Origin of the sequence: Streptomyces sp. CNQ085, from assembly GCF_022614595.1 — a bacterium.
Classification (GTDB): domain Bacteria; phylum Actinomycetota; class Actinomycetes; order Streptomycetales; family Streptomycetaceae; genus Streptomyces.
The window spans coordinates 1-16,957 of the sequence record NZ_JAJFAU010000003.1; the positions used below are offsets into that span (position 1 = coordinate 1).

Here is a 16,957-nt window from a genome sequence, read left to right on the forward strand (position 1 = left end):
TCCCGGCGCCGGAGCCCCGGCCCGGCCGGACGCGCGGGGGGGCGCCCGCCGTCCTGCTCCCCGGTGTGCCGTCCCGGCCGCTGCCCGAGCAGCGCCATCAGCGGTCGGCGGGCAGGTCGTAGACCCGGCGGACACTGCTGCCCAGACGGGAGACGTCGGCGCCGTAGACGTGGAGGGAAACGGCCCTGTCCGAGCCGCCGTTCCAGACCCGGTGGATGTCGCCGGGGGGCGCGAAGCCGCACACCGAACCCGGCGGATTCACCACGTCCTCGGTGGCCACCAGCCGTGCCCGGCCGCCGGGGGAGTCGGCGGGCAGCAGCCGGTAGCGGCGCTCCCGCTCCTCGCCCTCGTGGACTCCGGTGACGCACCAGGAGACGTGGTCGTGCACGGGGGTGCGCTGGCCCGGCAGCCAGACGAGGGCCACGACCGAGAAACTCCCGTCCGCCTCGGCGTGCAGCAGGTGCTGGCGGTAGTGCTCGGGACCGCCCTCGCGCTGCCCGGGGGTGAGCAGGTCGGGGGCGCCCAGGTGGGGCGCCAGCTTCTCGCCGACCAGGTATGCGGTCGGGTCCGGCGGCAGGCCCCGGCCCACGGCCGCGCGGATGTCCGCGACGAGGGCGGCGAGGCGGTCGGTCGTCCCCGGGCCGGTGGTGTGGGCGACCGGACGGGTGTCGGGATGCGTGGTGGAGGAGAGCGAAGCGGCCATGTCCGCAGCGTCGCGCCCAACCTTCCATCACGTCCAACGAGGTTTTCTTCGCCGTTCTCCAAAATCTGGTTATGGAAAGCCGCGGAGCGGGCCGCCCGGCGGCCGTCCTCAGCGGCCGGCGCGGTTCGCCGCTACCGCCCGCAGCTCCTGGAGCACCAGCGCGGTGGCCGGTATCCGCAGATGCTCGCGGAGCACGTACGCCGAGACCTGCCGCCGGGCGGCCGGGTCCAGGGCGCGCCCGGTGACCTTGCGGTGGACCAGGAAGGACAGCACCAGCCCCGGCATCATGGCGATGCCCAGCCCTTCGGCGACCAGGCTCTGCACCACGAGGTTGTCGTCGGTGGTGAAGACGATGTCGGGGGCGAAACCCAGCTCGGCGCACTCGTGCAGGAAGTTGGCGCGGCAGCGCAGGCAGCCGGCGATCCACCGCTCGTCCGCCAGCTCCGCCAGCCGGACCGCCCGCCGCCGCGCCATCGGATGCCCGGTGGGCATCAGCACGGTGAGCTGGTCCTCCAGCAGCGGCACCTCGACCAGTTCGCCGGGTACCTGTTCGCGCAGGCCGGGGTAGGTGAAGGCCAGGGTGATGTCGCACTCGCCGCGCACCACGCGGTCCAGCGACTCCGGCGGCTCGCTCTCCTGCAGTTCGACCCGGATTCCGGGATGGTCCGCCGCCAGCCGCGTCAGTGCCTCCGGCACCAGCGTGGCCCCCGCGCTGGGGAACGCGCACACCCGCACCCGCCCCGCACGCAGCCGGGTCAGCGCCGTCATCTGCCGCTGGGCGGCCTCCATGCTGCCAAGGATCACACCGGCGTGCCGGGACAGGGCCTCGCCCGCCTCGGTGAGCCGCATCCGCCGGCCGGCCCGCAGGAACAGCGGGGTGCCCACGGCCCGCTCCAGTGCCTTCATCTGCTGGGTGATCGCGGGCTGTGTGTACCCCAGGGAGCGGGCCGCCGCAGAGTACGAACCGGTGCGGACCACCTCGTGGAAGGTCCTGATGTGCCGCGAATCGAACATGCCGGAACGATAAACGGATTTTGGGGGTGGTGAGGGACCACTACGAGCCTTCAGCGGAGCGTGCACGGCCCGCGAAGCACCGGAAGGACAAGCCCCTACGGGTGCTCGCCGAGCGCCGTCATGGTCCGGCCGGTCAGTCCGGGCACGTCCGCGTCCCACACTCTCTCCGTCAGCCAGGCTCCCAGCCGCACGGAGTTCTCCACGGCCATGCGCACCTGCGGCAGGCGGCCAGCGTCTTCTCACCCCAGTCGGCGCCGCCGGCGAGCAGCTCGGCGAGGACGAGGGCGTCCTCCAGGGACATCGCCGCCTCCTGGGCGAGGGCGCGCATGGCCACGGCCATCACCTCGGCGTCCACATCCCGGGAGGCGACGACTGCCGGCCGCTCGGCGGCGGTGCGTTCGACGGTGCCCGACTGGCTGATCGCCAGCCCGTCGTCCGACAGGACGACGGGGTGCCGGGTGCCCGGCACGCTCGACCGGACCGTCCAGCAGCCACTCCAGGTCTTGGTCGGTGGTGGTGGTTCGCTGTGTCATGTTCGGTCTTCCGTCACCTCACAGGGAGATCATGGCGAGGCTGGGCACGCCGGCCAGGATGAGCAGGGCCGCCCGGATCGATTTCGGACGCAGCGAACCCAGACGGAATGTTCCGCTCGCCGACCGCCCCTGCCGTCTCGGCACACGGGTGCGCAGTGCCATCTCTCCCCGGCAGTGGTTCACGGTGACGGGTCGCCGCTGGTGAGGGCGGCGAAGGACGGAGCGATGTTGGACATACGCAGTGTCAAAGGAAAACGGATGGGAGCCCTGCTCCGCGTCATCTGACGGTGCGTCCGGATGTGTCCGATCCCGCCCTCGGCCCTGCCCCGCCGCGGTTCGCGGACAGGGGTGTCCGGGCGGCGGCCGGGAAGCCGGAGGGCGCCGCGGGGGAGGAGCGCGGCCGCCAAAGAAGCCGGCGCGACCGGTACCGCGGGCAGGCGGAGGGGTGTTCCCCACCGCGAATCCGGGCGGCCGCACCCCGCGGGCGTCAGGTCGCCCGGATTCGCGCGCCGGCGGGGATCAGCGGCCGCGCAGCCGCTCCGTCTCGCGCCGCTCCCGCTTGGTCGGGCGGCCGGTGCCGCGGTCGCGCCGGGCGGCCGGGGCGGTGTACTCGCGCGGGGGCGGGGGCGGGCTGTTGTCGACGAAGCACTCCGCCGCGACGGAGGCGCCGACCCGCTTGCGCACCAGGCGCGTGACGACGACGACCCGGTCGCGTCCCAGGTGGCGCAGCCGCACCTCGTCACCGGGGCGTACCGGGTGGGAGGCCTTCACGCGGTCGCCGTTGACGCGGACGTGGCCTCCGCGGCAGGCGGCGGCGGCCGTCGAACGTGTCTTGGTGAGCCGGACGGACCAGATCCAGCTGTCGATCCGTACGCTCCCCTCCTGTGCAGCCATGCCCCCGACTCTAGAGGAGCGCGCCGTGTGGCGGGGGCGCCGTCTCCTCCCTCCGCCCTTCGCCGCCGCAACGGCGCCTTTGACGGCCGGTGCGCGGGCGCGAGGGCGCCGCGGAGAACCCGTACAGGGGTCTTGGCGGCCGGCGCCGACGGGAGGAAGGTCTGGCAGCAAATATGAGAGCGCTCCCATCAGGCGGCGGGCCGTGCTGTGGGGAGTGCTCGGTCGGACCGCCTACCTCAGGAGCCGGAAACGTGCGGAGACGCAGGAGAGGCGCTGTCGCAGCAGCGGCCGCCGCGCTGGCGCTGGTCGCCGGGCCGGTGCGCTGGTGGACCCCGCGGGGCGGTTTCACACTCGGCGGCGTCTGGAACGTCACGCTCACCCGCTCCGGCGACACCGTGATCGCCGCCGGCGTGGACTGGAACGCGCCGCTGGCCCCGGACGGCTCGGTGACGTTCGGCTCCCCGGCCGTGCCGGACACCGTCTGCGCCGCTTCCTGACACGGCCGCCCATAGCGGTCCGGTTCCGGGCCGGCCCCGCCGTCGCGGGGTCGGCCCGGAGCCGCCGGGGAGGGTGTTTCCTCCCTTTCCGCCCGGGTACCGGGGCTGGGTCGGCGAAGAAGGGACGAGGTGACCATGCGGTACGACACCTTCCTCGGACAGGTACAGGCACGTGCCCGGCTGGACAACCCCGGCGCGGCCGAGACGGCCACCCGGGCCAGCCTGGAGACCCTCGCGGAACGCGTCCCGGCCACGGTCGCGGAGAAGCTGGCCGCCCAGCTCCCGCGCGAGATCGGCGAACACCTGCGCAGGGTCGCGTACGCGCCCGACGAGCCGGTCTCGGGCATGCGGATGAGCACCCAGGAGTTCTTCGACCGCGTCGCGCAGCGCGCCTCGGCCGACCGCCCCAAGGCGATACACGAGGCCCGCTGCGTGATCGAGGTGGTCGACGAGGCCACCGGCGGAGCGTGCTCGGCGAAGATCCGCCCCTCTCTGGACGAGGAACTCGCACGGGTGCTCTTCTCGGGCAGTTCTGGGCACACGTGAGCCGGGGCGGTGCGGACCACCGGCCCGGCGCCCCGGGACCCGCCGGGGCGTCCGCGCGGCGACCTCTGAGACGGTGACCGTGTTCGTATTCTTCTCCAACCGCGCCGGATGCCTGGGCTCGCCGCTGGTCAGCCTGGCGGGCACGGCCCTTGTGTTCCTGCTGCTCCACAGCTGCCGGGTTCGCTGACCGCCGGAGGGGTGCCGCGGAGCGGGGCGCTCCGGCGCCGGGGCGCCTACACGCTCCCCGGCGCCGGCAGCGGCTCGCCGCACCGCTCGCAGGCCCCCGGACCCGGCCGCTCGTTCATCCGGCCGCACGCGGGGCAGACCCGGTCCAGCATGCACGGTCCCTCACCGCCCTCCTCCCCGCCAGGAGCGGCACGTTCCGCGGAGAGCGGGCGCATGCCCACGCCCATACCGGGCCGCCGGCGGTGGACGGTCAGGTAGACCAGGCCCTCCGGGCCCGCCCGCAGGGCCCGCCGCGAGGTGCGCGGCAGCCACACCAGGGCCTTGGGAACGAGCGCCTGGCGTCCGCCGAGGCCGTCCTCCACCTCCCCGCCTCCGGCGACCACCAGCAGCAGGACATCCAGATCGTTCTCGGCGTGCTCGCCGACGCGAGTGCCCGGTGGCAGGCGCACCAGATTCGCGTCGAGCTGCCGTCCGGACTCGGCCAGCCGCCACAGCGCCCCGCTCTCGTCCGGCGCCGACCGCGCGACGCGGTCGTCGAGATCGGTCAGGACGCGGGGGATCTCGACGCGGGGGGTCTGGTCGGGGGACACCGGCACCTCCGGAAAGGGGCGTGGACGGGCGTTTCGATCCTACGGTCGTCCCGCCCGCCCGCCCGCCCGCCCCGGCCCCGCCCGCGGACGGCGCCCCGGCACGGCGCTAGGCTCGTTCTCCGAGATGAGACGCAGACGCTCCGTGCCGCCCTCCCCCCTGCCGCAGCGCCACGGGATCGACCCAGTCCGCCTCAGGCTGCCCGAGAACGGCCCCTGGGAGACGGTGCGGGACCACCTGGTCGACCGGCTGCCCGCGGTGGCGCCGGCCCTGATCGACGCCATGCTGGACGAGGGCGCCGTCTGGAGCGCGGAAGGCCCGCTGGCACCCGGCGCCCCGTACCGGCCGGGGACCTGTCTGTGGTTCCACCGGGAGCTGCCCGAGGAAGTGCCGGTGCCGTACGCGGTGGAGGTGCTGCACCGCGACGACGTCCTGGTCGTCGCGGACAAGCCGCACTTCCTGGCCACCACGCCGCGCGGCCGGCACGTCACCGAGACCGTGCTGGCCCGGCTCCGCCGCGACCTGGGACTGCCCGAGCTCAGCCCGGCGCACCGGCTGGACCGGCTCACGGCGGGGGTAGTGATGTTCACCGTCCGCCCCGAGTACCGCGCCGCATACCAGGGCATCTTCCAGGACCGGCGGGCGCGCAAGGAGTACGAGGCCGTGGCGCCTCACGACCCGGGCCTGGAGCTGCCGCGCACGGTCCGCAGCAGGATCGTCAAGGAACGCGGGGTCATCGCCGCGCGTGAGGTGCCGGGGGAACCCGACAGCGTCAGCCGGGTCGAGCTGATCGAGCACCGCGGCGGACTCGGCCGCTACCGGCTGGTGCCGGTGACCGGCCGCACCCACCAGTTGCGTCTGCACATGAGTTCCCTGGGTGTCCCCGTCCTGGGCGACCCGGTCTATCCGGAGGTCACCGACCCCGCCCCGGACGACTTCCGGCGCCCCCTCCAACTACTGGCCAGGACACTGGAGTTCACCGACCCGGTCACCGGCCGCGCGCGCAGCTTCACCAGTCGCCGCACGCTGTCCGCCTGGGACTGCCCTCGGGCGTGGGCCGCCGGGGCGGGAGTCCCGGCGGCGGGCGGTGCCCGCCCGTCCGGGTGATCGCACGGCCCGCGGCCGGGAGTCCCCGGGACAACGGGGAAGACGGTCCGGAAGGCCAACCGGCGGAAAGGGCTGCGGATGAGCGGGACGAGCGGCGACGGAACGGAAAGGGCCGTGCTCTTCGACGTGGACGGCACACTGGTGGACACCACCTACCTGCACACCGTGGCCTGGTGGGAGGCGCTGCGGCAGGCAGGCCGCCGGGTGCCGATGTCGGTGATCCACCGGACCATCGGAATGGGAAGCGATCAGCTCCTCGCCCGCTTCCTCGGCGAGGACCACGATCCGCGGGAGGCCGCCTCCGTCAGTGCGGCCCATCGCACCCTGTACGCCGAGTACTGGCCGCGGCTGGCCCCGCTGGAAGGAGCCGCCGAGCTGCTGAGGGCCTGCGCCGGCCGCGGCTGGACGGTCGTCCTGGCCAGCTCCGCGCGCGGTGACGAACTGGAGGCGATGCGGCGAGCGGTGGGCGCGGACGAGGCGGTGACCGCCGCGACCAGCTCCGACGACGTGGAGGCCAGCAAACCCGCACCCGACCTGGTGCGTTCCGCGCTCGATCACGCGGGGGCCGCCCCGGAGCGGGCCGCCTTCGTCGGCGACACCGTGTGGGACGTGGCGGCGTGCGGGCGGGCGGGCGTGCCCTGTGTGGGCGTGCTCTCGGGCGGTATCACCCGGCGGGAACTGGAGGAGGCGGGTGCCGCGGAGGTCTACGAGAATCCCGCTGACCTGCTGGCCCACCTCGACGCCAGCCTGCTCGCCCGCCGGCTCCGCGGGGACTGAGCCCCGCCCGGGTTCCGCCCTCCGCCGCGCCGGCCGCGTGCGTCGGCGCTTCGGCAGGGGGCTCGCCCGTTTCCGCGACGTCCTGGCCGCACTGGGAGGGCGGGCGGCCATGGAGAGGCGGATCGAGCGGCCGAGCGTGCTCGCCCCGCACCGGATCCACCGGGTCCGCGGTGATCCCGCCGTCGAACGGGGCCGACCGACCTGGGGGGGCGGCGGCGGGCCCGGGGCCGCCATGGCCGCCGGTCAGCAGCGCACCGGTCCCGGAACGGTCATGCGGAAGGGGCGTACGGCCACCGAGACCCGGGCGGTGGTGCGGGCCAGGGGCGGAAGCCGGTCCGACCACGAGGTGACCGCCACTTTCTCCTGGCGGGGGGATCCCGCCAGGCGGCCCGGGACGAACAACCGCCGCCCGGCCGAGCCGGAGAAACCCGGCAGGGGCAGCGCAAGGGCCGGGAGGCGGAGCCTTCCCGGAGCGAAGGTCAGAGAGGCGACCGGGCCGTCGTGGTCGGCGACGTGGACCGAGCGGTCCGTCCATGTGAACGAGGCGAGTTGTTTGGGCAGGTCCCAGATGTCCCGGCCGCCCCGCACCGATGCGGCGTCGCTGACCCAGATGCGGTCGATCAGCAGGCCGGCGCGGCGGCCGCGCCGGACCAGGGGGCCCATGGCCAGTTCATCGTAGACGAGGGTGCCCTCCCGGTACCGTACGAGACCGACCGCCAGCAGGGAGGTCCCCGCCAGCGGGCGCAGGTCCGGGGGGACGGGCAGCCGGCGGTGCACCGGCAGGAGTGCCGCCCACAGATGTCCCCGGAAGCTCCAGGGGGCCGGAGGATACGGCGGGAGCGGCCCGCCCCGAGCGGAAGCGGAATCCGGCATGCCAACGGCTCCTTCCCGACCGGGCCGACGGTTCGTGGACAGTACCCCGGGGCACCCGACCGGTACGCCGGTAAGTGATCACTCCGCCATGGCAGCGCTGCTGGTCATGCAGCCCTTGGTCTGGCTACCCGCACTCGGGAACAGGCCGCCCAGGAGGCCGGGGTTGATGTGCTCGGAGCACATCTGGACGCCCGACTCGGGGCTGGCCGACGCGGCGGTGGCGCCGGGGGCGGCGGCGAACAGGGCGCAGCACAGACCGGCAGCGACCGCGGACACGCGGACAAGACGACCCATGGGATCGATCTCCTTCGAGACGTTGGGGGACTTCCACCGTGACCCCGGCGCGGCCCCGTCGCGCGGTGGTCTGCCGCATTCGGCCGCCCAGGTCACCCATGAGTATTTGTCGGTCTGTCGCTGCGTCACCGGGCCGTCACTCAGGGCGCCTCCGCGGAGTCGTCCGGGAGCCCTGGAGCCGGACGGACGGCGGCCGCCTCGTGCGGGTCCCTGGCGGGCCCGCCGGGCGGCGCGTCCTCCTCCCGTGTCCGGCCTCCTCGTCCAAGGCGAGCCGGAGTCGGGGTGTCTCGGCTCGTTTGGGGGCCGGCCGGAGAAGTGAGGAGCCGGCGGCCGGCCTGCACGGGGGACGAACACCCGGCCGTCGGCGGCGTCAGCGCACCGAAATCCGCTGACCGCTGTGGCCGCCCTGCGGGTTGTGTCCTCCGCGTACCCGCCGTTCAGGTCGGCACGCGTGCGGACGGCGCCCGATGCCGTCATGAGTGCCGCGCCGCTCGGCGCGCGGACTTCGCCGAGCGGTGGGGAGGGCGCCGTCGGCGTGTCGGGGCGCGGCGCTCGTGCGCACGGGTGACGTGGCGCGCGAATGGCCCGCAGGGGCCGTGGGATGGGGGAGGGTTGGGACACCGGGTCCGTTCCGCGCGGCACGGACCGTTCCGGTGGACCCGACCAGGAGAGGTGCGGAAGCGACGGTGCGCGGCCCTGAACCCCCCGGTGGAGCGCTGGTGGCCGGGAGCCGGAGACGGGGGTACGCCCCTCCCAGGCTCAGGTCCCGGACGCTGGTGTCCCTGCTCGTCGTCGTGACGCCGCTGGTGGTGGTGTCCGACTACCTGACCGACCGGGGTCTCGGTCTGGTCCCCCTGCTGATCTTCCTGCCCGCCTTCATCGCGGGCCGGGGTACGGCGCGGCAGACCGCCGTCGCCGCGGCGTGGATCGTTCTCGTCCTGGTGGGGCTGCTGGTCTACGACCCGTTCCAGACGGTCTCCGCCAACCTCTCCACGGTCACCTTCACCGCGGTGCTGGGCGGGCTGAGCATCGCCGGGGCCTGGCAGCGCGGCCGTAGGGACGCGGAGATCACCCGGCTGCGTTCGGCCGCCGCCGCGCTGCAACGCCAGATCCTGCGCCCTCTCCCGCTGCTCACCGACCGGATGCTGGCCGACGGGGTGTACGAGCCGGTGGAGGAGGACAGCAGGGTCGGCGGCGACATCTACGAGGTCATGGCCTCGCCGTACGGCACCCGGGTGCTCATCGCCGATGTCCAGGGCAAGGGGCTGCCCGCCATCGGGACGGCCTTCGCGGTGCTGGGCGCGTTCCGGGAGGCCGCCGGCCGGGAGCCGGAACTCACCGCGGTGGTGGAGGCCCTGGAGAGCGCGGTCGTCCGACACAACACCTTCGAGGCGCGGACCGGGGAGCCCGAACGCTTCGTCACCGCGCTCGTACTGAACGCCGACAGCGGCAGCGACGTCCAGGTGGTGGACTGCGGCCACATCCCGCCGTACCTGCTGCGCCGGGAGCGACCCGGGCCGGCGGCCCGGCCGGTCCCGCTGCGGAACTTCGGGGTGCCCCTCGGGCTGGGCTCCCTCGCGCCGGGATCCCGTGCCGTCGAGCGGTTCGCCCTCCCGTCCGACGCCATGCTGCTGCTGTGCACGGACGGTGTCACCGAGGCACGCGATTCCTCCGGCGCCTTCTTCCCCCTGGAGGAGCGCCTGACCGGATGGGTGGACGCTTCCCCCCGCGAGGTGGCCGCGGGTCTGCTGGAGCAGCTGGCGGTCCACACCGGGGGCGCCGCGGCGGACGACATCGCCCTTCTGGTCCTGCGCCGGAGCACGCCGGAGCGGGAGCGGGAGGCATCCTCCGGCGGTGGCGGGGCCCCGGCCGCCGGCCGCCGTTAGGCGGTGTTCAGGCCGCCCCGGGCCGCGGCCAACAGGACGCACACGGCGGCGCGCACCACGGCCGCGGGGACGAAGAAACCGTTCCTCATCGGGTCACCTCCGGGCAGGGGCCGGTCGCGCAGCGCCTCGGCCACCGCGGGACCGAACCCGTCGCCGGCGAGGAAGACGTTGCCGGTCCCGGCCACCAGGATCCGGGCGCCGGGGGCGGCCGGCTCCCCGGGCGGCCCGGACGGTTCCAGTTCCCCGGGGGAGAAGAAGCGGTGCCCCATCTGCCCGCCGGTACCGAAGTCGATGCCCGCCGGGTCGTCGTCGAGGACCACCGCGACGTGCACGCGGCCCCCCATATCCCCCTCGGCCGCGTCGATCTCGGCGGTGCGCCCGGTGAGGGCGAGGTCGAGGACATCGGCACCGGGCGAGGGGCGCAGCCGTACCCCGCCGACCAGCACCGTCCTGTCTTCCCTCATGCCTTCTCCTCCACGGGCCGGAACTCGCGGATGGCGCCGTGCAGGGCGAGCGGTTCGTCGGGACCCAGGCCCGCGCAGCGGTCCAGGATCTCCCGGGCCCTGGGATCGCAGGCCCGTGCCTCGCGCTTCTCGTCCTCGGCCAGGCTCATCACACCGAGGACCAGCAGCCGGTCGATCTCCGTGCCGTCGAACGGGTCGCCGGGGCTCTCGGGGGCCACCTCGGGGAAGTCGTACAGGGTGACGGGGGAGGAGAGCACCGTGCGGGCGAACGATCCGTCACCCGTGCCGTCCGCACCGCCGTCACCGGTGTCGGCGCCCGCTTCGTCGTCCACGAGAACCGGCCAGGTGCCCTGGTTCTCGCACGCCGAGACCGCCTCCCGCAGCCGTCCGGGCGGGTCCAGGAGCGAGACGAAGCGCCCGGTGCGGCTGTGCAGCACGGTGTGGGTGGAGACGAAGGCGTAGGCGCAGGCCGCTTCCCGCGCGCCCCGGTCCACGGGGTCGGGCGCCGGGCACGGGGTGGTGTTCTCCACGCGCACGGTCAGCCGGAACACGCCGTCGGCGACGGGCTCGGCGCCGGCCTCGACCGTGCCGCTGAGCGCGTTCCACCGGCGGACGAGGGCGCCGGCGGTGCGGCCCGATGAGTCCAGCACCGGTTCGCGGTCGGTGCCGGCGGGGACGTCGACGGGAGCGCGTACCGTCCGGCCGAGGACCTCGCCCAGCCGCACGGGCACCGACACCTCGCGCTCGGTCGCCTCCCGCCAGGCGAGGTGGCGCTCGCCGTCCACCGTCAGCTCGTCCACCGCCTCGGGCCCGCCGGGGCCCTCCCTGACCACGCCGCGGTCGACGACGTGCAGGAACCGCACGCACACCGCCACCTCGGTGCGGTCGGCCGGAACGCCGCCGGTATCGAGCAGCACCTGGGTGCGCATCCGGTGCGCCTCGCCCAGGGCGTCGGCGCACGATCGCGGGAAGACGCCGCCGAAGGTCCAGCGCTTGGTGTTCTTCAGCGCGGACCTGCGGTACGGCCACAGCAGATACCCCTCGTACAGGCAGGTGCGCACGATCTTCTCGGCCTTCCCCAGGGGCTCGGCCGTGCGCTCCGCCGGTGTCACGTCGTCCATGGTGCTCCGGTGGTCTCGGGTGCTTCGGAAGTGCTGGGGACGCCGGGGGAGCCGGAAGCGGCAGGGGAGCGGGCACACAGGCCCTCCGCCCGGTCCGGCAGGGCGCGGACGGCGTCGTCCAGGGTCCCCAGCGTCAGGCGGCCCCGGCCGCCGTCGAAGAAGACCGTGCCGCTGAAGAGGAAGTCCAGCGGCACCTCCCCGTCGGGGGCGGCGCGCAGGTACTTGGTGACGGCCAGCTCGGTGTCGCAGGGACACGGCACCGGCAGACCGACCGTGGTGGTCCCCTCGAAGGAGGGGACCACCACGGTCGTGGCCCGGGTCCCGGCCGGCTCGGGATGGAGGCCGTGCACCAGCAGCAGGTGGCCGACCAGTTCGTCGCCGGCCAGCCGGCACACCGTGCGCCACCGCCCTCCTCCCGGCCCAGGCGGTCCACGGTCCGGGCCAGGCAGTCCCCGTAGAGGCCGACCAGGGTGTGGACGGCGTCGGTGGCGCGGGCGGCCGCCGCGCCGTCCGGCAGCGACTCCAGCGCGGACAGCGGTTCCTCGGCGCGGGCCGCCTGGCCGCGCGCGTACTCGTCGTCCCAGGGCATGTCCGGCCGCCCGCTACGAGACTCGGCCGAAGGTGGGCGAGCGCGTCTGGCGCGGGGTGCGCCCGCCGCCGAGGTACATGTGGACGCCGCACGGCAGGCAGGGGTCGAAGCTGCGCACGGTGCGCATGATGCCGGTGCCCTTGAAGTCCCCCGGCCCGTTCTCTTCGAACAGGGGACAACCCTGGACAGCGTCCTCGTACGGGCCGGGTGTGCCGTAGAGGTCGCGGAGGCCGGCGTTCCAGGGGGTCGGGGGGTAGGGATGGTGGTTGGCGGTCTTCTTGTCGCGGATCACCAGGTGGTGGGAGAGGACGCCGCGCACGGCCTCGTGGAAGAAGCCGAAGATGTCGTTGTTCATGGCGACGGCCCGCGTGACGAAGTCCACGCAGTGCATCAGCCGCACCGGGCAGTCGGTGAAGACCTGGGGGTGGCCCCACGGGCGGGTTGGTCTCCTTGACCATACGTTCGCAGCGGTCGACGAAGACCGTGTTGTCCTGGAAGATCGTGTGGTCGACCATGTACCCGGCGGCCCCGCCGAGGTTGACGATCCACTCGCCCGGGGACGGCGTCTTCACCCCGTACGCCATGTTCTGCGCGTAGATCGAGCACACCGCGTGGCTGTCGCCGCAGATATGGCGGATGCGGCTGGTGATGAAGTGGGCGTCGCGGGGGTCCTTGCCCTTCGTGAAGACGCTGCAGCCGCGGAAGATCGAGGACGTGCTCCGGCACTCGACGACCTCCCGGTTGGGAAAGTCGATCTTGGTGTAGATGCCCAGGTTGCCGATGATCCTGGTGATGGGGGCGAACGCCACTCCGGTTAGGGTGCGCTGCTCGACCGGGACGGTCTGGCTGGTCGTCACGGAGCGGTCCTTTCGAGCCTCGCCGGCGTCCTCGGCGCCGGCGCGCGGTCCGTCGTCACTGGCTACGACCACCGGGGGCCGGCGTGTCGCGGTGCTCATGGGGCCTTCCTTCCCTGCGGGTGGCGGGAACCGGAGTCCACCCCGGGCCGCCGACCGCTCCACGAAGCGTTATTTTTCCAACAAACCCCCCACAATTCAAACGTGCCGTGCCGGGGAGCTCCACCACCGGATGCGCCGGTACGGCCGGAGGGCGCCCGCCGTGGACGGGGAGCTGCCGCGGCACTTGGGCTGTACGGGGGAACTCGCCCGGCCTCCGGACCGGCGGCCCCCGGGGAGCCGGGGCGGATGGCTAGCGTGGCCCCCCATGCACGAGCTGTCGATCGCCGCCGCCGCGGTGGAGAGCGCGCAGGACACCGCCCGCCGCCACGGCCTCTCCTCGGTGGAGGCGGTGCGTCTGCGTGTGGGTGAACTGTCCGGTGTGGTCGCCGACGCGCTGCGGTTCTCCTTCGAGGTCGTCACCGAGGGCACGGAGCTCGCAGGCGCCGAACTCGTCATCGAGGACGTCCCCGCCCGCGCCCGCTGCGCGGCCTGCGCGCTGGAATTCGCCCCCGGTGTCCCGCTGCGGCTGTGGTGTCCGGGGTGCGGGGAGGGCGCGACGGAACTGGTGTCCGGGCGGGAGCTGGAGATCGTCGACATCACGTTCCCTCCGGCCGGCGCGTCCTGCGGTGGCGGCTCGGCCCCACAGGGGGAACGACAGGGAGGAGCCGCGTGATGTGCCGGGTCGTGGACGTACGGCAGGCCGTACTGGCGAAGAACGACGGACTGGCGGCGGGACTGCGCCGCGAACTGGACGGCCGCGGGATCACCGCCGTCAACCTGGTGTCCAGCCCGGGCAGCGGCAAGACCGCCCTGCTGGAACTCCTCCTGGCTCGTGCCGCCGGGCGCGGCGTACCGGCGGCGGCCCTCACCGCCGACCTGGCCACCGAGAACGACGCACGGCGGCTGGCCAGGTCCGGTGCGCCCGTCAAGCAGGTGCTCACCGGCGGGCTGTGCCATCTGGAGGCCGCCCAGATGCGCGGCCATCTGGAGAGCTGGCCGCCGGCGGGCACCCGGGTGCTGTTCGTGGAGAACGTGGGCAACCTGGTCTGCCCCGCCGCCTACGACCTGGGCGAGACGCTGCGGGTGGTGCTGATGTCGGTCACCGAGGGCGAGGACAAGCCGGTGAAGTACCCCACCGCCTTCGGTCTGGCGAACCTGGTGGTACTGAGCAAGACCGACCTCGGCGAGGCCGCCGGATTCGACGGCGACGCCTTCGCCGAGAGCGTCGAGCGGGTCAATCCCGGAGTCCAGGTGCTGCACACCTCCGCCCGCACCGGCCGGGGTGTCGACGCGCTCCTGGAGGGGGTGCTGGCCGTGTGCGAGGGCGCCCGCCCCCACCGGCCCCCGCTCGCCGGGCAAAACACGCGCGAACACCGCCATGAGCACCGCCATGAGCACCCCCGCGGCCACGAGCACCCGCACCCCGGCGGGCCGGGCGCGCTGTCCGTTGCCGGCCGGCCCGCACGGTAGCGGAGGGGGAGCGCCATGACGGCCACCGTCGAGGACCCGCCGGGACCGGACGACGGAGCGGAGCGCGTACGGCGGCGCCTGACCGTGCGCGGCACCGTCCAGGGCGTGGGGTTCCGCCCCTTCGTCCACGCACTGGCCTCGCGGCTGGGGCTGTCGGGCCATGTGCTGAACAACACCGGCGGGGTGGTCGCCGAGGTCGAGGGCGAGCCCGCGACGGTGGAGGCGTTCTGCCGGGGGCTGGCGCAGCAGGCGCCGCCCCTGGCGGTGGTCTCCTCGGTCGCGGCCGAGGACATCCCCGCGATGGGGACCGGCCCGGACGGCCCGGGGTTCGTCATCCGCCCCTCCGAGCGGGGCGGGGGCCGAACCCTGATCCCGCCCGACACCGCCACCTGCGACGACTGCCTGCGGGAGCTGGCCGACCCGGCCGACCGCCGCCACCGGCACCCGTTCGTCACCTGCACTCACTGCGGCCCGCGGTTCACCATCGCCACCGCACTGCCCTACGACCGCGCGACCACGACCATGGCAGTCTTCCCCCTGTGCCCGGTCTGCGCACGGGAGTACGACGACCCCGCCGACCGCCGCTTCCACGCCCAGCCGGTCGCCTGCCACGACTGCGGACCCCGGCTGAGGCTCACCCCCGCCCGCGGCACGACCGCTGCCCCGGCCGCGGCCACGGGCGAGGAGGCGCTGGCCGGGGCCCGCCGGCTGCTGGAGAAAGGCGCGGTCGTGGCGGTCAAGGGCATCGGCGGCTACCACCTGGCCTGCGACGCGACGAACCCCGCCGCCGTCGCCGCACTGCGCGGGCGCAAGGCACGGGGCGCCAAACCCCTCGCGGTGATGTGCCCCGACACACGGAGCGCCGCGCGGCTCGGCCGCGTGGGCCCCGCCGAACACCGTGCGCTGGCCGCGCGGCCGCGCCCCATCGTGCTGCTGCGCCGCCACACGCCCGGCGAACGGGAGGACGTCCCGCTGGCGGACGGCGTCTGCCCGGGCAGCCCGGATGTGGGTGTGCTGCTGCCCTACACCCCGCTGCACCGGCTGCTGTTCGGTCTGCGCGGCGATCCGCCCGGTCCTGAGGTGCTGGTGATGACCAGCGGCAACCGCTCGGGCGAACCCATCGTGACCGACGACCGCGAGGCCCTGACCCGGCTGGCGGGACTGGCCGACGCCTGGCTGTGGCACGACCGGCCCATCGCTGCGCCCTGCGACGACTCGGTGGTGCGGGTGCGCGCGGACGGGAGCGAGGTCGTCCTGCGCCGCTCGCGCGGTTACGTCCCCGCCCCCGTCGAGCTCCCCGTGCCACTGGAGCCCTCTCTGGCCGCCGGCGCGGACCTGAAGAACGCGATCTGCGTCGCCGAGGGGCGCTCCGCCTGGTTCTCCCCCCACATCGGTGACCTGGACGACCTGGCCGCCCTGAGGGCGCTGGACGGAGCCGAGGAGCGCCTGCGCGCGCTGACCGGCGTGGTGCCCCGGGTGCTGGCCGCCGACCGCCATCCCGGCTACCGCTCCGCACGGTGGGCCCGCGACCGCGCCGGAGTCAGGCCTCTGCGCCGGGTGCAGCACCACCACGCGCACATCGCCTCGGCCATGGCCGGGAACGGACTGGACGGCCGGACCCCGGTCATCGGCGTCGCCTTCGACGGCACCGGCTACGGCGACGACGGGGCCGTGTGGGGCGGCGAGGTGCTGCTCGCCGGCTATGGCGGCTACCGGCGGCTGGCGCACCTGGCGTACGTGCCCCTGCCCGGCGGCGACGCCGGGGTGGGCAACCCCTGCCGTATGGCGCTGTCCCATCTGCGCTCCGCGGGGATCCCCTGGGACCCGGGCCTGCCGTGCGCCGCCGCCTGCCCGCCGGATGAACGGCGCGTGCTGGAGCGGCAGCTGAAGCGCTCGCTGGCCTGTGTGCCCACCTCCAGCATGGGGCGGCTGTTCGACGCGGTGTCCTCGCTGGCCGGGGTGTGCCACCGGACGGGCTACGAGGGCCAGGCCGCAGTCGAACTGGAGGCGGCCGCCGCGACGGCATGGCGGGAAAGCGGGCCCGGGTACGCCTTCGCCCTGCGCCGGCCGGTCCCGGGCGGCACGGGCGCGATGGTGCTCGACCCCGCGCCCGTACTGCGCGAGGCCGCCCGCGACCTGCGCTCCGGAACCCCGGCCCCGGTCGTCGCCGCGCGGTTCCACCGGGCCGTGGCCGGGGCGGTGGAGGAGGTCTGCCGCCGGGCGCGCCGGGACACCAAGGCGGCCACCGTCGCCCTGTCCGGCGGAGTGTTCGCAAACGCCCTGCTGGACGAGGAGTGCCAGCGGCGGCTGCGCGCCGCCGGATTCACGGTGCTGCGCCACCACGGTGTGCCGCCCGGCGACGGAGGCCTGGCTCTCGGCCAGCTGCTCGTGGCGGCGCGTGCCGGAGTTTCCTGACGAGATCCGGCAAACCTCACGACCCAATCGGTGAACTCGCCGGC

19 protein-coding genes and 1 pseudogene are annotated in these 16,957 nt (G+C 74.5%); 8 read left to right on the forward strand and 12 right to left on the reverse strand.

From position 1 onward, the window contains the following. Nucleotides 1-97 precede the first annotated feature (97 nt). The 5 genes from LJ221_RS01145 to LJ221_RS01165 form a co-directional block, all read right to left on the reverse strand. Nucleotides 98-703, reverse strand: a complete 606-nt coding sequence (locus tag LJ221_RS01145) for a cysteine dioxygenase family protein (protein WP_241712909.1) — start codon at nucleotides 701-703, stop codon at nucleotides 98-100. A gap of 108 nt (nucleotides 704-811) precedes the next feature. After that, the gene (locus tag LJ221_RS01150) at nucleotides 812-1,717 is read right to left on the reverse strand and encodes a LysR family transcriptional regulator (protein WP_241712910.1); all 906 of its coding nucleotides are present in this window, start codon (nucleotides 1,715-1,717) and stop codon (nucleotides 812-814) included. Between the two features lie 169 nt (nucleotides 1,718-1,886). Beyond that, entirely contained in the window at nucleotides 1,887-2,186 is a 300-nt protein-coding gene (locus tag LJ221_RS01155; protein ID WP_241712911.1) for a hypothetical protein, read from the reverse strand. An 82-nt stretch (nucleotides 2,187-2,268) separates the two neighbouring features. Next, nucleotides 2,269-2,412, reverse strand: coding sequence for a hypothetical protein (locus LJ221_RS01160; RefSeq protein WP_241712912.1), 144 nt, complete (start codon nucleotides 2,410-2,412; stop codon nucleotides 2,269-2,271). Between the two features lie 357 nt (nucleotides 2,413-2,769). Then, nucleotides 2,770-3,144: an RNA-binding S4 domain-containing protein gene (locus LJ221_RS01165; RefSeq protein WP_241712913.1), complete on the reverse strand. Its 375-nt coding sequence runs from the start codon at nucleotides 3,142-3,144 to the stop codon at nucleotides 2,770-2,772. A gap of 251 nt (nucleotides 3,145-3,395) precedes the next feature. Here LJ221_RS01165 and LJ221_RS01170 point away from each other — a divergent pair, with 251 nt between their 5' ends. Together LJ221_RS01170 and LJ221_RS01175 are read left to right on the forward strand one after the other, a co-directional pair. Continuing rightward, on the forward strand, nucleotides 3,396-3,641 hold the full coding sequence (locus LJ221_RS01170; protein WP_241712914.1) for a cellulose binding domain-containing protein: 246 nt from the start codon (nucleotides 3,396-3,398) through the stop codon (nucleotides 3,639-3,641). A gap of 135 nt (nucleotides 3,642-3,776) precedes the next feature. After that, complete coding sequence (locus tag LJ221_RS01175) at nucleotides 3,777-4,187, forward strand: DUF2267 domain-containing protein (RefSeq protein WP_241713039.1); 411 nt, start codon at nucleotides 3,777-3,779, stop codon at nucleotides 4,185-4,187. A 233-nt stretch (nucleotides 4,188-4,420) separates the two neighbouring features. On the opposite strand, the gene LJ221_RS01180 is transcribed toward LJ221_RS01175, so the two are convergent. Continuing rightward, entirely contained in the window at nucleotides 4,421-4,963 is a 543-nt protein-coding gene (locus LJ221_RS01180; protein ID WP_241712915.1) for a cupin domain-containing protein, read from the reverse strand. Nucleotides 4,964-5,087: 124 nt separating this feature from the next. On the opposite strand from LJ221_RS01180, the gene LJ221_RS01185 reads away from it, so the two are divergent. Further along, entirely contained in the window at nucleotides 5,088-6,068 is a 981-nt protein-coding gene (locus tag LJ221_RS01185) for an RluA family pseudouridine synthase (protein ID WP_241712916.1), read from the forward strand. Nucleotides 6,069-6,146: 78 nt separating this feature from the next. Then, entirely contained in the window at nucleotides 6,147-6,845 is a 699-nt protein-coding gene (locus LJ221_RS01190; RefSeq protein ID WP_241712918.1) for an HAD family hydrolase, read from the forward strand. 243 nt (nucleotides 6,846-7,088) lie between these two features. Here the strand turns inward: LJ221_RS01190 and LJ221_RS01195 are convergent, their stop codons facing one another. Together LJ221_RS01195 and LJ221_RS01200 are read right to left on the reverse strand one after the other, a co-directional pair. Further along, entirely contained in the window at nucleotides 7,089-7,718 is a 630-nt protein-coding gene (locus LJ221_RS01195; RefSeq protein ID WP_241712920.1) for an acetoacetate decarboxylase family protein, read from the reverse strand. A 78-nt stretch (nucleotides 7,719-7,796) separates the two neighbouring features. Then, nucleotides 7,797-8,012, reverse strand: a complete 216-nt coding sequence (locus tag LJ221_RS01200; protein ID WP_241712922.1) for a hypothetical protein — start codon at nucleotides 8,010-8,012, stop codon at nucleotides 7,797-7,799. Between the two features lie 776 nt (nucleotides 8,013-8,788). Between LJ221_RS01200 and LJ221_RS01205 the strand changes: the two genes are divergently transcribed. Then, nucleotides 8,789-9,898, forward strand: coding sequence for a PP2C family protein-serine/threonine phosphatase (locus LJ221_RS01205; protein WP_241712924.1), 1,110 nt, complete (start codon nucleotides 8,789-8,791; stop codon nucleotides 9,896-9,898). Here LJ221_RS01205 and LJ221_RS01210 read toward each other — a convergent pair. The 4 genes and pseudogenes from LJ221_RS01210 to LJ221_RS01225 form a co-directional block, all read right to left on the reverse strand. After that, nucleotides 9,895-10,362, reverse strand: coding sequence for a hypothetical protein (locus tag LJ221_RS01210; RefSeq protein ID WP_241712926.1), 468 nt, complete (start codon nucleotides 10,360-10,362; stop codon nucleotides 9,895-9,897). The two genes, LJ221_RS01205 and LJ221_RS01210, sit on opposite strands and share 4 nt — an antisense overlap. Continuing rightward, complete coding sequence (locus tag LJ221_RS01215) at nucleotides 10,359-11,483, reverse strand: hypothetical protein (protein WP_241712928.1); 1,125 nt, start codon at nucleotides 11,481-11,483, stop codon at nucleotides 10,359-10,361. The genes LJ221_RS01210 and LJ221_RS01215 overlap by 4 nt, the downstream gene beginning before the upstream one ends. Continuing rightward, nucleotides 11,471-11,878, reverse strand: a complete 408-nt coding sequence (locus LJ221_RS01220) for a DUF6084 family protein (protein ID WP_241712930.1) — start codon at nucleotides 11,876-11,878, stop codon at nucleotides 11,471-11,473. Before LJ221_RS01220 ends, LJ221_RS01215 begins: the two co-directional genes overlap by 13 nt. 207 nt (nucleotides 11,879-12,085) lie before the next feature. Further along, nucleotides 12,086-12,929 (reverse strand): annotated as a pseudogene (locus LJ221_RS01225) (nickel-dependent hydrogenase large subunit). A gap of 364 nt (nucleotides 12,930-13,293) precedes the next feature. Here LJ221_RS01225 and hypA point away from each other — a divergent pair. Genes hypA through hypF form a run of 3 tightly spaced genes read left to right on the forward strand, consistent with a single transcriptional unit; the run spans nucleotide 13,294 to nucleotide 16,913 of the window. After that, nucleotides 13,294-13,701 (forward strand): hydrogenase maturation nickel metallochaperone HypA, encoded by a 408-nt coding sequence (gene hypA / locus LJ221_RS01230; protein WP_241712932.1) that lies wholly within the window; start codon nucleotides 13,294-13,296, stop codon nucleotides 13,699-13,701. Further along, a complete protein-coding gene (gene hypB / locus LJ221_RS01235; protein ID WP_241712934.1) occupies nucleotides 13,701-14,498 on the forward strand; it encodes a hydrogenase nickel incorporation protein HypB in 798 nt (265 codons plus the stop codon). Before hypA ends, hypB begins: the two co-directional genes overlap by 1 nt. A gap of 15 nt (nucleotides 14,499-14,513) precedes the next feature. Further along, nucleotides 14,514-16,913, forward strand: coding sequence for a carbamoyltransferase HypF (hypF, locus tag LJ221_RS01240; RefSeq protein WP_241712936.1), 2,400 nt, complete (start codon nucleotides 14,514-14,516; stop codon nucleotides 16,911-16,913). Nucleotides 16,914-16,957: the final 44 nt, after the last annotated feature.

What these genes read in the sequence shown, in the direction of transcription:
- LJ221_RS01145 (WP_241712909.1), bottom strand. Translation starts at nt 703, where the DNA reads ATGGCCGCTTCGCTCTCCTCCACCACGCATCCCGACACCCGTCCGGTC.
- LJ221_RS01150 (WP_241712910.1), bottom strand. Translation starts at nt 1,717, where the DNA reads ATGTTCGATTCGCGGCACATCAGGACCTTCCACGAGGTGGTCCGCACC.
- LJ221_RS01160 (WP_241712912.1), bottom strand. Translation starts at nt 2,412, where the DNA reads ATGGCACTGCGCACCCGTGTGCCGAGACGGCAGGGGCGGTCGGCGAGC.
- LJ221_RS01165 (WP_241712913.1), bottom strand. Translation starts at nt 3,144, where the DNA reads ATGGCTGCACAGGAGGGGAGCGTACGGATCGACAGCTGGATCTGGTCC.
- LJ221_RS01175 (WP_241713039.1), top strand. Translation starts at nt 3,777, where the DNA reads ATGCGGTACGACACCTTCCTCGGACAGGTACAGGCACGTGCCCGGCTG.
- LJ221_RS01185 (WP_241712916.1), top strand. Translation starts at nt 5,088, where the DNA reads ATGAGACGCAGACGCTCCGTGCCGCCCTCCCCCCTGCCGCAGCGCCAC.
- LJ221_RS01190 (WP_241712918.1), top strand. Translation starts at nt 6,147, where the DNA reads ATGAGCGGGACGAGCGGCGACGGAACGGAAAGGGCCGTGCTCTTCGAC.
- LJ221_RS01195 (WP_241712920.1), bottom strand. Translation starts at nt 7,718, where the DNA reads ATGCCGGATTCCGCTTCCGCTCGGGGCGGGCCGCTCCCGCCGTATCCT.
- LJ221_RS01200 (WP_241712922.1), bottom strand. Translation starts at nt 8,012, where the DNA reads ATGGGTCGTCTTGTCCGCGTGTCCGCGGTCGCTGCCGGTCTGTGCTGC.
- LJ221_RS01210 (WP_241712926.1), bottom strand. Translation starts at nt 10,362, where the DNA reads ATGAGGGAAGACAGGACGGTGCTGGTCGGCGGGGTACGGCTGCGCCCC.
- LJ221_RS01215 (WP_241712928.1), bottom strand. Translation starts at nt 11,483, where the DNA reads ATGGACGACGTGACACCGGCGGAGCGCACGGCCGAGCCCCTGGGGAAG.
- hypA (WP_241712932.1), top strand. Translation starts at nt 13,294, where the DNA reads ATGCACGAGCTGTCGATCGCCGCCGCCGCGGTGGAGAGCGCGCAGGAC.
- hypB (WP_241712934.1), top strand. Translation starts at nt 13,701, where the DNA reads ATGTGCCGGGTCGTGGACGTACGGCAGGCCGTACTGGCGAAGAACGAC.
- hypF (WP_241712936.1), top strand. Translation starts at nt 14,514, where the DNA reads ATGACGGCCACCGTCGAGGACCCGCCGGGACCGGACGACGGAGCGGAG.